Consider the following 13104-nt stretch of genomic DNA (forward strand, 5'->3'; position numbering starts at 1 on the left):
GATTGATTCACTGTTAAATATACAAAAAAACAACCAGTAAAACAAACTAAATTAACTGAAAATCAATATATTAAAGCCTTAACTTAATGACATTGCGCTCGCACCCAACCCCGCACTCAATACATTCCCCATATAAACACTGTCTACATATTTGGGAGACAGCGCAATACTCTCGTAAGCGTTTTGAATGGCAGCTGCTCCCAATTGTGATGCTGTAAAACTTGATAAGTTGCCCATAAATCCGCCAATTGGAGTACGTTTTGCGGCAACAATAAATACTTCTTTCATAATTAATTCACTTTTAAATATACCTATCGGTATATTTTTAATTAAAAAATTTTTACATTTTAAATTCTGTCTTCATCATAAAATTTGGAGGCAGAATTAAATTGATGATACAAAGATAAACGAAATATACCGATTGGTATATTTTTAAGCAATATTATATTGATGAATCAAAACAAAGGCATATTTCTATTCTCTGGTCAATTGATCAAGCTTTTTAAGCAAAGTCGGCATTCTGTAGGGGCCGTGCATTTTTTCTATGTTACTTTTCACTTCATCTACATCAGTTCCTTTACTGGTCGCAAACAAAGGAGTTTTACTTTCGCCTCTGTAAATATTTCTTCTTTGAGAATCGGGAGTAGTGAATTCATTTTTAGCAATCCCAATAATTGGATATTTTTGGTCTAGCGCTTCATACAAATAGCCGCCCAGTCCTATTTTACCATCATTATCCAACGTTACATAGCCGTCAACAATGATACAATCGCCTTCTTTAAGTTCAATTTTTTGTAATAAACTTACAATACAAGGCAGCTCTCTTTTGTAGAATGCACCGCTTTCATAATCGGAAGTGATTTCTGTCTTCTCACTGAAAATTTCGGTTTCTATTTCAGAAGTCCAATCTTCAAAAGCAATACAGATCGTATTGGCGTAATCATCATAATAGTAGGTATCGAAAGCGTAAATCATTAGTCCTTTAATTATAACTTTAATAAAAGCCTATAAGATTCTATATCCTATAGGCTTACTTGTATTTTATTATTGATAAAAATCATTAATTATTTTTTATCAACTACAATTCTATCTGCTCTATTCGCTATTTCCCAAGCGGTTGCAAATACCAATTGTGTTCTTTTTTGTAACAAAGGATAATCTATTTTATCCGGCTTATCCGTTGGCTTGTGATAGTCTTCATGAATACCGTCAAAGAAAAATGCTACAGGCACATTATTTTTCGCAAAATTGTAATGATCTGACCTGTAATACAATTGTTCCGGGTCCTTAGGATCATCATATTTATAGTTCAGTTCCAGATTATTCGTTCTCTTGTTTGCTGCTTCATTAATCACTTTTAATTGAGCGCTTAACATCTCAGAACCAATAACATACACGTACTGTTTCCCTCTGTTCTCAGGGTCATCACGACCAATCATATCGATGTTTAAATCTACTACTGTATTCGCTAAAGGAAACACCGGATTATCCGTATAATATTCAGATCCAAACAGGCCGTGCTCTTCTCCTGTTACATGAAGAAACAGAATAGATCTCTTGGGACCGTTCCCTGCCTTTTTAGCGCTCTGAAACGCCTTTGCAATCTCCATGACACCAACCGTTCCACTTCCGTCATCATCAGCTCCGTTATAAACTACTCCATTCTTTGTGCCCACATGATCGTAGTGTGCAGAAACTACAACAATCTCATCCGGCTTTTCTGTTCCTTCGATAAAGGCCAGAATATTTTCAGAATCAGGAAGATTTCCACCGCCTCTTTTCTTCATAAAATCTGACGGAACTTTTTGATAATAAGACCCTAATGTCTTTGGATAAGAAATTCCTAAGCTTTTATAATAATTGATCATATACTCTCCCGCTTTTTTCTGTCCGGGACTTCCGGTATCTCTTCCCCCCATTTCATCAGAAGCAATTACATATAAGTTCTTCTTTAGGTCATCTGCACTAATCATCTTATAAGCAGCTAGAAAAGCCTTATCTCCTTTTGCAACAGTACTCGAAGATCCTTCAGGTTTCGCAGTATCATTTGAAACTTTTGACGTTCCACAACTTACCAATAATGCAACAGAAAATAATGGTATTAGTAGTTTTTTCATTCTAGAATAATTTGCTTAAAAATAACAAAATTTATTTAATCTGTAAGCGATTACAATTTTTCATATATTTGATTTAAATGCACAATACATGGAAAATATTTACGGATTCACTCATTATTCTTTTTTTACCGATATGGCAGAGCTTGCCTCGAAGCACAACAGTTTTGATCTCTCTTTAGGATTACCTGATTTTGAAATTGATGATCGTTTAAAACAGTATTTAAAAGAAGCCGCTGATCTTAACAACCATAATTATGAGCCACTTGCAGGAAATCCTCTGCTGATTGAAAATATAATTCAATATAATGCTAAACGGAAAAACAGTATTCAACTGAATGAAAATGAAGTAACCATTGTCCCATGTGCAACCTTTGCTTTATATACTTCCCTTAAAAGCATTTTGAATCAAGGAGATGAAGTGATTGTAATACAACCTTCTTATTATACCTATGCTCCTTCAATTGTATTAAATGGTGGAGTCCCGGTGTATTATGACCTTGACAATGATTTTGCCATAAACTGGGAGAAACTTCAAAATTGCATTTCACAAAAAACAAAAGCAATTATTGTCAATTCTCCACAAAATCCAACAGGAAAAATCTGGTCTAAAGCAGATTGGAATCAATTGTATGAGCTGATAAAAGATCAAGAGATCTATCTGATTTCCGAAGAGATTTACGACACTTTTTGCTATGATGGTATTGAACATTACAGTTCATTTTTACACCCCGAATTAAAGAAAAGAACGTTCTGTATTTTTTCCTTTGGCAAAATGTTTCATACCACTGGTTGGAAAGTAAGTTACCTGCTCACTCCCAAAGAATTAACTTCAAAATTCAGATGTCATCAACAATATATTTCTTACAGCGCCAATGCACCTGCTCAATATGCTTTAGCAAAATATTTGGCCATTTTTAACCCTTCAGAAACACAACAACTCATGCAAAATAAAAGGGATATTTTTAATGAATTGATTAAAGACACCCCTTTTGAAGTTGAACAAAAAGCAGAAGGAAGCATCTTTCAAGTTGTGAATTTCAGGAAAATTTCTAAAACGATGACCGATGTAGAATTTTCAAAATGGCTGACCATTGAAAAGAAGGTTTCCTGCCTTCCTCTCTCTGCGTTTTATAACTCAAGACAAAACTCTGACTATGTACGTTTTAGCTTTGGTAAAAAAGATGAAGTTATTATTCAGGCGTTGGAATATTTAAGGAAAAATTTGTAGTTTACTTGTCATTGCGAGGAACGAAGCAATCTCCTCATTATTAAAATCTTAGTTAAAATTGTCACTATTTTTTTCTCCCACAGATCTCGCAGATTTTCACAGATGATTAAGTATGAAAAAGCACCGCCTATTGCAGTGCTTTAATTATATGTTTTGAAATCAATCTATTTACAGAGAAAGGACTCTTACATCAATTCTTCTGTTTTTGGCTTTACATTCATCCGTATCATTTGCTTCACAAACAGGATGTTGAGAGCCATAGCCTTCCGCTTCTATTCTGTCTGCAGAAATGCCCAATTCCAGTAATTTTAATTTTGCAGTTTGCGCTCTTAAATTAGATAACTTCTGATTGCTTTCTACATTTCCCGTATCATCTGTATACCCTCCTAATTTTACTTTAAGATCAGGATATGCATTTAAGATTTCCGCTAAATTATTTAATTGAGCATCTGAACCTACTTTTAAATCACTCGAACCACTTTGGAAATACAAATTCTCAATCGTATACCAATTATCCGGTTCTAAAACCACTTTACTTTTCTGTTTTACCGCTTTGTACATTTGATACAGTTGGCTTCCATCACCAAGAGAAATCATTTTCCCGTCTTTTAATTTTATTTCCTCAACCTTTCCTGTTTCATATACAAAATCTCCGCTTTCGTTTAAATGACCTTTAATTTCTTTAATAATCAATACTTTGCCTGTTTCAATATTCATTCCCTGTGCACTGGCATGAGCAGCCTCCATGGCTAGTAAGCTTTCTATTTTAGCCTTTCTGTTCATTTCAATTTTATCTTTATGCAAGACTGCTAAAGTTGGCGCAATCACCAATGATACAATTGACATTAATTTGATCAAAATATTCATCGATGGCCCAGAGGTATCTTTAAACGGATCTCCCACCGTATCACCTGTTACCGAAGCTTTATGGGGCTCTGAACCTTTGTAATACATCTTCCCGTTGATATCAACCCCTTTTTCAAAAGATTTTTTAGCATTATCCCATGCTCCACCGGCATTATTCTGAAACATTCCCATTAAAACACCACAAACCGTAGCTCCTGCCAAAAAGCCTCCTAACACTTCAGGACCAAAAATAAATCCCATCAAAAGAGGTGAAATTATGGCAATAGCTCCAGGCAACATCATTTTTCTAATGGAAGCGTCGGTAGAAATCGCAACACATTTTTCATATTCGGGTTCTGCTTTGCCTTCTAATATCCCCGGAATTTCACGAAACTGCCTTCTTACTTCTTCCACCATGGCCATAGCGGCCTGTCCAACTGCGGTAATCGCCAATGAAGAAAAGATAAATGGAATCATTCCGCCAATAAATAATCCGGCCAGCACATCAGCTCTATAAATATCAATCCCGTCGATACCCGCAATCCCAACAAAAGCAGCGAACAAAGCCAGAGCCGTCAACGCTGCAGAAGCAATCGCAAAACCTTTTCCTGTTGCTGCTGTTGTATTTCCTACAGCGTCCAAAATATCTGTTTTTTCACGAACTTCTTTTGGCAGTTCACTCATTTCTGCAATTCCTCCTGCGTTATCAGCAATCGGTCCAAATGCATCAATAGCCAGCTGCATTGCCGTAGTAGCCATCATACCTGCTGCTGCAATAGCCACACCGTACAATCCGGCACATAAATAAGAACCATAAATCCCGCCTGCCAACACAATGATCGGTAGTAAAGTAGATTCCATTCCCACCGCTAAACCACCAATGATGTTAGTCGCATGACCTGTAGATGATTGCCTTACAATACTTGAAACAGGTCTTTTTCCTATTGCCGTATAATATTCTGTGATGATACTCATTAAAGTTCCCACAACCAATCCGACAATGATTGCCCCGAAGACCCCCATTTTAGTGAACTCGTGTCCTCTTAAAACCATTTTTTCAGGTAAAATATAGGTTGTTAAAAAATAACAAGCGACCGCTGTAATTACGATGCTCCCCCAGTTTCCAAGATTTAAAGCATTCTGGACGCTTGCCATAGACGAACCTTCATTATCATTAATTTTAACAAATAAGGTTCCTATCATTGAAAAAATAATTCCTGTTCCTGCTATTAACATCGGCAAAAGAATCGGTGCAAAACCACCGAATGAATCATCAGACATCGTTTCTCTTCCCAGCACCATTGTTGCTAAAACAGTCGCGACATACGAACCAAATAAATCGGCTCCCATCCCGGCTACATCTCCTACGTTATCTCCTACATTATCTGCAATTGTAGCAGGATTTCTAGGATCATCTTCAGGAATTCCCGCTTCTACCTTTCCTACTAAATCAGCCCCCACATCAGCTGCTTTTGTATAAATACCCCCACCTACTCTTGCAAAAAGTGCAATAGATTCGGCACCAAGAGAAAATCCGGTAAGAATTTCAATGGTTCTTTCCATCTCATGGGAATCTACTCCTGCATCTGGGGCAAAAATTTGTTTAATGATTAGAAAAAGTGATCCTAATCCTAACACAGCCAATCCGGCAACGCCCATTCCCATTACGGAACCGCCTCTAAATGAAACCTTAAGCGCCTTAGATAAAGACGTTCGTGCCGCCTCTGCTGTTCTTACATTGGCCTTAGTGGCGATTTTCATCCCAATAAAACCCGCTAAAGCAGAGAAAAATGCTCCAATCGCAAAAGCAATCCCAATACTCCAATGCGAACTGGAACTGTTCATTCCCATTATAGCTAACAAAACAGCAACTATAATCACAAAATAGGTTAATACTTTGTACTCAGCTTTCAAAAAAGCCATGGCACCGTCAGCAATATGCCCGCTGACTATCTTCATTTTTTCATTTCCTGCATTCTGCTTGCTTACCCAATTACTTTGAAGAAACGTATAAAGCAACGCAATGACGCCAAAAACCGGAATTAAATAGAACAAATTCATATTTATTATTTTTATATTAAAAAAACACAATTACTTTTATAAATATAATAAATTTTCTAAATACTTTGTAAAATTCAATATAATTATATATAATTTTTGTACATTTATTCATCACCACTTAATGAATTACAATGATTATGAAAACATTATTTTATACCATCTTTTCAGTGCTGTTCATCTACAGCTGCCAAAACAGACCCCCGAAAGAAACAGCCGATTCTCTTTATTTCGGAGGCACCATTTTAACCATGGAAAACAGTCCGGCTCAAGTAGAAGCTGTTGCCGTAAAAAATGGTAAAATTCTTTTCGCCGGAACAAAATCAGAGGCTGATCATTATGTAAACGATCAAACAAAACAGATTAATCTTAATGGTAAAACACTGTTACCCGGCTTTATAGATGTTCATGGACATTTTACTTCAAGAGCAGGAATGATGCAGGCAATAGATCTTTCTCCAGAGCCTTATGGCACCGTTAATTCAATAAAAGACCTTCAAACAACCATAAAAAATTATATAAAAGAACACAACATTCCCAAAACTCAACCGCTCATTGGGAATGGATATGATGATGCTATTATGGTAGAGCACCGACATCCTACGAAAGAGGAATTGGATGCAATCAGTAAAACCAATCCCATCATTGTTATTCACACTTCCGGCCATGCAAGCGTTGCCAACAGTGCCATGCTTAAGTTTTTGGGGATCTCTGAATCTGCAAAAGATCCTGAGGGCGGACATTATGGAAGAAATAAAAAAACAGGAAAGCTCAACGGTAAATTAGAAGAAAATGCAAGCTTTATGGCTCTTCTTAATTTAACCGAAAAGATGAGCAAAGGAACCAATACCCAAGCTCAGGCCATGGATAATTTAATGAAAGCCCAAGAAGAATGGTTAAGTTACGGACAAACAACTATTTGCGACGGAAGAACTATGGGAGAAAGCGTAAATCTTTTAGAAAAAGCTGCTGCTGAACATTTGTTTAAAGCAGATATAGTTTACTTCCCAGATTATGAATATTTTAAAAAAGATCTGGATGCCTTTAAACCTAAATACATGCATTATGATAATCATTTGAAATTGGCAGGCTTCAAATTTTCAGACGATGGTTCTCCGCAAGGAAAAACGGCTTGGCTTACTCAGCCCTATTTGGTGCCGCCAGAGGGTCAATCTAAAGACTATAAAGGTTTTCCTATTTTCACGGATGAAGTTCTCTATGAAGATTTAAAAACATTATTTCAAAATAATATCACTGCACAACTGCATGTAAATGGTGATGCAGCGATTGATCAGGCAATACGCGTGATTCAAAGATTAAAAGAGGAAAAAATATACAAACCTGAATTGCGCGTTACGCTAATTCATGTACAAAACAGCCGTCCAGACCATATTCAAAAAATAAAAGATCTGGGTCTTATTCCATCGTATTTTTCAACCCACGCTTATTTATGGGGAGATTGGCATTATTCAAGTGTATTTGGTCCCGAAAGAGCCTCTTTTATCAGTCCAGCAAACTCTGCATTAAAGACTGGAATTCTATTTACTATTCATCATGATGCTCCTGTAACGCCACCCGATTTAATTACTGCCGTATACGCTGCTGTTAACAGAAAAACGCGCTCAGGAATGATCCTAGGTCCTAACGAAAGAATTGAACCTATTGAAGCTTTAAAAGCAATCACAATTAATGCAGCTTATCAATTACAGGAAGAAAATAGAAAAGGTTCTATTAAAGCAGGTAAGTTGGCTGATTTTGTCATACTCGATCAAAACCCGTTAACAATAGATCGTGAAAAACTTCGTGATATAATGGTACTAGAAACCATAAAAGAAGGTGTTACAGTGTATCAAAGAAAATAAAATACGCTACGCTTTTTCCTTTAAAAAATTACTTCGAATAAAACTTTTAATTATGAAAAAAATTATAACGTTAGCATTAGGACTGTTCTCAGGAATGGCAGTTTTTGGACAAGGACATTACAATGGTTCTTCGTTCAATCCTAATGATTATTTTGCACCGCATGCAGGATGGATTATTCCTGTGTGGTACGGATACGCCAATATGGATTATTATAACGCTGCCGGAAATAGATCTGATCAACTCATTAACCCCGCTCCTGGGAATCCTACCGAACTTCATATTAAGCAAAAGGTAATCACCCACTCTTTTATTTTAATGGCCATCTATAGTGGTAAAGGGAAAATTTTTGGTGCTAATTGGGGAATGATGGTTATACCTACTTTGAATAGCCCAACTGCCAATATTGCTTTAGACTACTACTCCAGCCAAACAGGATCCGGAAATTATGTTTTTACCAATAAAAGTATTGGGTTCGGCGATATGTATATTCAACCTATTTGGCTATCATGGACAAAAGGAAAGTTCAGTTATGCTATAAACTATGGAGTTTGGGCACCTACAGGAAAATACAAGCCGCATGATTTAGACAATGGAGGTCATGGATATTGGTCTCACAACATTCGTGTGGCCGGTAAAACGAAACCTACGCCAAGAACCAATATAACGGTAGCTACTACTTTAGAGATTAACCAATGGCAAAAAGATACTGATTTTAAAGAAGGAAGCCACTTCACCGTGGATGTTGGCGGAACCTATGTTTTAGATAGCAGAGGCGATGAAGTGGGGATTTTTGGAAACTATAGCACCCAAGTAAGTGATGACAAAGGAACCAATGGTGGTTTTGCTTCGGATAAAATTGCAGGAATTGGTGCTTTTGGTTCTTATTGGATCGTTCCTATGAAAATTGGATTGATGGGAAGAATTACCCAAAACTTTGGAGCAGAGAATAGATTTGCAGGAATAGCAGTTCAAGCGGGAGTTAATATCTTAATTCCAAATTCACATTAAAGAATATCAATATGAGGCCGAGAATTTGTTTTAAAAATTTACCACAAAAGCAGCAAAAGCTATATGAATATCTAATCATAGCCTAATTTATAAAAAGGAAAAGCTCTCAAAAGAATAATATTTCGATCCTGCTCAATATAGGAGAATTTTTAAAAACTAACGTGCTATTGTTTGTAATTCATAATGAACTTAAATAAATAATGTATTAACCTTTTGTGGTAAAAATAACAAGTTCAGGAATAAAAAAAGCAGACTGAAAAGTCTGCTTTCCTATTTTTATGAGGTTAGGTCATTGATTAACCTCCAAATTTATCTGCGTAATCTTTTTGAGATGCAATGATCACTTTTTTAGCATGCTCAGCACCATACACTTCCTGAATTCTGCATTTTGCAGGTTCGTCCGGTAAGTTTTTGTACGTTAAGAAATAGTGCATTAATCTTTTTACTTCAGCTTCAGGTAATTCAGTGATATCTCTGAAATGTCCAAAAGCATGGTCACCGATCATTACTGCAACAATTTTATCATCAGCCTCACCTCCGTCGATCATTTTGAAACCTCCGATTGGAATAGCCTCCATAAACAATCCACCTCCGTGAATATTGTGAGAACTCAAAACACAGATATCCAATGGATCATGATCTCCCATTGATACATCTGTAGCTCCTCTTTCAACTGCTAATTTCATTACTTCATTATCGCAGTATGTTCTTGGAACAAATCCGTATAATGCCGGAATTATATTAGAGAATTTCTGAGGTCTGTCTACCTTTAAATATCCTGTTTCTTTATCTACTTCATATTTAATAGTATCTGAAGGAACGATTTCCACGAATACGTTAACAACATTTGGCGCATCTTCTCCTGCAGAAACTCCATGCCATGGATGTGCTTTAAAATTTGGAATCATTATTTATTTATATTTTTTAGTTAAGCTATTATTAAAATTTCTCTTCTCAGGTCTTCCATTGTCGCTGCAATATAATCTTCATTTTCCATAAAATTCATGATGAAGACAGTTTTAAACTCGTCAAGATTAGCATTACCGCTTAATCCTTCGTATGTTTTATGAAGCAGATCCAGCACCGCATTTTTAGAATCAACAATATTGTTCCACGAATTTTTCGTTATGTAAAGCTGTTGAGAAGAATTATATTCAAACTCTTCATTAATCGTTTTTTCTGTAAGAAAAATAAATTCGTGTACCGCAAGATCTTTATCAAACCTCTGAATAAGGTTAGAAGGTTTCATTCTTTCCAGGAAAAGTGTCATTCTTTCATAAGACTGGGTCTTATTTTCAGAATTCGATTTCACAGAAAGAAGTTTTATCTCCTGATTTTTAAGATTGATATACGAGTATACAAACTGTCTCAGCAAAACCAAAAAAGGTATCGCAATGATCAATGCAAATGCATATGGTAGGTATCCTGAAAAACTTGTCATAATTTGAGGTACAAAAATAATGATAATTTGCTATCTGAACACCATTTTCAAGATTTTAATTTGTGAATCGCTCTTGTCTATGTATTACAATAGAACTTTCTCTCTAAAAAACAAGGATTAATTAGATTTTACCAAATATGGTTAAATAATTATCTTAATTTTGGGGCTTTAATACTATTAAAAATGTCTTCCAATAATTACATATCAAAATTACTTTTTTGTAAAAATATAACCTCTGGGTTTAAAACTTTTACAGCACTGATTATCAATTCAAAAAGATACAGTACAAAATTTAAAAAAAATAGTCTGGATTTAAAAGATAATGAAACCTTTGTATATCACATTAAAAAGGATCAAAAGAAATTTGACCTATTTCTACGAACTTTTAAAGGCGATATTGATATTTTTTACGAAATATTCTGGAATAAAACTTATGATGAACACCTTAGTTTTGTAGACAAAGAACCTAAAATAATTGTAGATCTCGGTGCACATATCGGAATGACTTCCATCTATTTTGCATTAAAATATCCAAATGCAAAAATATATTCTATAGAAGCATCTTCTGAAAATTTTGAAATATTAAAAGTTAACACACATAATTTTAGCAACATAACCACTATTAATGCTGCAGCTAATTTTGAAGATGGAACCGTTAATTTTGGAAATAGCGAACTTTCATATAACCAAAAAATTTCTGAAAATGGGAAACCTACACAAGCTATCTCTATTGAAAGTCTGATTAACACCTATAATTTGAATAATATTGATCTTCTTAAAATTGATATTGAAGGTGGTGAAATTGATCTTTTAAGTAAAAATAACTCTTGGCTGAATGCTATTAAAAACATTATTATAGAAATTCACAAACCCTATAACTCAGAAAAGTTGGATCTAGATTTAAAACCTTTTAATTTTAATATAAAACTTGATAAGGGTGCAGTTTTGACAGCAAATAAAGAATAGACTATAATAATTTTGTCATTTTTTTAATGATCTCTTTTTTAGAATTAAATAGAATAGGATACATTTTCAATTCCGGTCTGAAGCCCCTGAAAAACTCTTCAATAGCCGGAACATCACTTCCTTCAAAATCAAAAATCTTAGTGTGAATATTTTCTGAAATAATGTGATCAATAATCACCGAAGAACCAGAAAGCTTTATATGTTCTTTAGCATTAAAAGTTCCTAAAAGTGCTAATGTTTTTTCATCAGAATAAACAGCGATGATGTTAATGATAGTTTTATGGTAGAAAAAGGCAGTAAGCTGCAAATGCTGAGCTTTCTCAAAATCGGAAAAGGTTTCTAGAAACTTTTGCTTGTCTTTTTCATCTTTAGCCCCGATTGTATTTTGAGAAATAAAATCCAGCGCTTCATTCATCGTAACCAGTCTCACTTCAGAGTTTTGCAGAACCTCTTCATCAAGCCTTAATTTTCGTTTTCTTTTGGGAGAATACTTCTGTCTTACTTCATTATAATCAGCCGGATAAATAAGAAAATTCTGCCTTTCTTTTAATTTCTTTGTGAATTGATTGGTATCATTAAAAGCATAATACCAAATGTTGTATTTTTTTTCAAAAAAGTCTAAAAACTGATCGTTAACCTCAATATTATCCGTTTTTGAAAAAATACCTAACTGCTGGCAAAGCTTAGGATTAATAACGATTTTAAGTCCAAACTTCTTCATGTAAGGAACAGGCATTACGGCTTCATAATCATTATAAACCAATATTTCCCATTGTTTACCTGAAACAACATTCAAAAAATCTAGTGTTGCAGAATATTTTTGTTGTTCAGAATTTTCTAAACATTCAGTATATTTTTTAAAATCAATTTCTTGATATTTTAATCTTCTAATCATAATAATCCTTCGTCTGAGAAACTCAAATATGAATTCTGTGTAACAATTAAATGATCCAAAAGCTGGATATTTAAAAGCGCTCCCCCTTCTTTTATTTTTTGTGTAATATCTATATCTTCTTTACTGGGTTTCAAATTTCCGGATGGATGGTTGTGAGCAATGATAATTCCTGTCGAAAAATGATCCAACGCAATTTTAAACAAAATCCTTACATCTACAATAGATTGATTGATTCCACCTTGAGTTAATTGAGAAGTATGAAGAACTTTATTGCTTTGATTCAGAAAAACAGCCCAAAATTCTTCTGTTCTAAGATCTGACAATTCGTTTTTAAGAATCTGATAGGCATCATTGCTATTGGAAATCACAGGTTTTTCAGGGATTTCCTGGCTTGCTCTTCTCTTTCCAATCTCTAAAGCTGTAGCAATGGAAATGGCTTTCGCCTCTCCTATTCCTTTGAACTTAATTAAATCTTTCACCGAAAGTAAGCTCAACTGATGCCAATTATTATCAACAGAAGCCAGTATTTTTCGCGCCAATTCTACTGCGGTTTCATTTCTACTTCCACTGCCCATAATAATTGCCAGCAACTCGGAATCAGAAAGTGAGCCCTTGCCTTTAAGCAAAAATTTTTCTCTGGGTCTATCATCTTCTGCAAGGAATTTTATGGACATATTTTTTA

At 34.9% G+C, this 13104-nt stretch carries 12 protein-coding genes; 4 read left to right on the forward strand and 8 right to left on the reverse strand.

Annotation, left to right across the window (positions count from 1 at the left end; translation table 11 throughout):
- Positions 1–78: 78 nt before the first annotated feature.
- The 3 genes from BUB80_RS20965 to BUB80_RS20975 form a co-directional block, all read right to left on the reverse strand.
- Positions 79–288: a thiolase family protein gene (locus tag BUB80_RS20965; protein WP_083547344.1), complete on the reverse strand. Its 210-nt coding sequence runs from the start codon at positions 286–288 to the stop codon at positions 79–81.
- A gap of 186 nt (positions 289–474) precedes the next feature.
- Positions 475–975 (reverse strand): endonuclease V, encoded by a 501-nt coding sequence (locus BUB80_RS20970; protein ID WP_073297391.1) that lies wholly within the window; start codon positions 973–975, stop codon positions 475–477.
- Positions 976–1064: 89 nt separating this feature from the next.
- Entirely contained in the window at positions 1065–2117 is a 1053-nt protein-coding gene (locus BUB80_RS20975; protein ID WP_073297394.1) for a M28 family metallopeptidase, read from the reverse strand.
- An 88-nt stretch (positions 2118–2205) separates the two neighbouring features.
- Here BUB80_RS20975 and BUB80_RS20980 point away from each other — a divergent pair, with 88 nt between their 5' ends.
- Complete coding sequence (locus tag BUB80_RS20980) at positions 2206–3345, forward strand: aminotransferase class I/II-fold pyridoxal phosphate-dependent enzyme (protein ID WP_054508824.1); 1140 nt, start codon at positions 2206–2208, stop codon at positions 3343–3345.
- A 168-nt stretch (positions 3346–3513) separates the two neighbouring features.
- On the opposite strand, the gene BUB80_RS20985 is transcribed toward BUB80_RS20980, so the two are convergent.
- Positions 3514–6252: a sodium-translocating pyrophosphatase gene (locus tag BUB80_RS20985; protein WP_073297397.1), complete on the reverse strand. Its 2739-nt coding sequence runs from the start codon at positions 6250–6252 to the stop codon at positions 3514–3516.
- 137 nt (positions 6253–6389) lie between these two features.
- Between BUB80_RS20985 and BUB80_RS20990 the strand changes: the two genes are divergently transcribed.
- Complete coding sequence (locus tag BUB80_RS20990) at positions 6390–8111, forward strand: amidohydrolase (protein WP_073297467.1); 1722 nt, start codon at positions 6390–6392, stop codon at positions 8109–8111.
- Positions 8112–8163: 52 nt separating this feature from the next.
- Positions 8164–9120, forward strand: coding sequence for a SphA family protein (locus BUB80_RS20995; RefSeq protein ID WP_073297400.1), 957 nt, complete (start codon positions 8164–8166; stop codon positions 9118–9120).
- Between the two features lie 296 nt (positions 9121–9416).
- On the opposite strand, the gene BUB80_RS21000 is transcribed toward BUB80_RS20995, so the two are convergent.
- Both BUB80_RS21000 and BUB80_RS21005 read right to left on the reverse strand, forming a co-directional pair.
- Positions 9417–10028 (reverse strand): inorganic pyrophosphatase, encoded by a 612-nt coding sequence (locus BUB80_RS21000; RefSeq protein WP_054508821.1) that lies wholly within the window; start codon positions 10026–10028, stop codon positions 9417–9419.
- 20 nt (positions 10029–10048) lie between these two features.
- Entirely contained in the window at positions 10049–10561 is a 513-nt protein-coding gene (locus BUB80_RS21005) for a DUF7935 family protein (RefSeq protein WP_073297402.1), read from the reverse strand.
- 183 nt (positions 10562–10744) lie between these two features.
- On the opposite strand from BUB80_RS21005, the gene BUB80_RS21010 reads away from it, so the two are divergent.
- Complete coding sequence (locus BUB80_RS21010) at positions 10745–11527, forward strand: FkbM family methyltransferase (protein ID WP_073297405.1); 783 nt, start codon at positions 10745–10747, stop codon at positions 11525–11527.
- Between the two features lies 1 nt (position 11528).
- On the opposite strand, the gene BUB80_RS21015 is transcribed toward BUB80_RS21010, so the two are convergent.
- Positions 11529–12422, reverse strand: coding sequence for a hypothetical protein (locus BUB80_RS21015; protein ID WP_083547346.1), 894 nt, complete (start codon positions 12420–12422; stop codon positions 11529–11531).
- Positions 12419–13096 carry a RadC family protein gene (radC, locus tag BUB80_RS21020; protein ID WP_073297411.1) on the reverse strand — a complete coding sequence of 226 codons (678 nt, stop codon included), beginning with the start codon at positions 13094–13096 and terminating at the stop codon, positions 12419–12421. Before radC ends, BUB80_RS21015 begins: the two co-directional genes overlap by 4 nt.
- Between the last annotated feature and the right edge of the window lie 8 nt (positions 13097–13104).

The organism is Chryseobacterium polytrichastri, from assembly GCF_900142445.1.
GTDB lineage: Bacteria > Bacteroidota > Bacteroidia > Flavobacteriales > Weeksellaceae > Chryseobacterium > Chryseobacterium polytrichastri.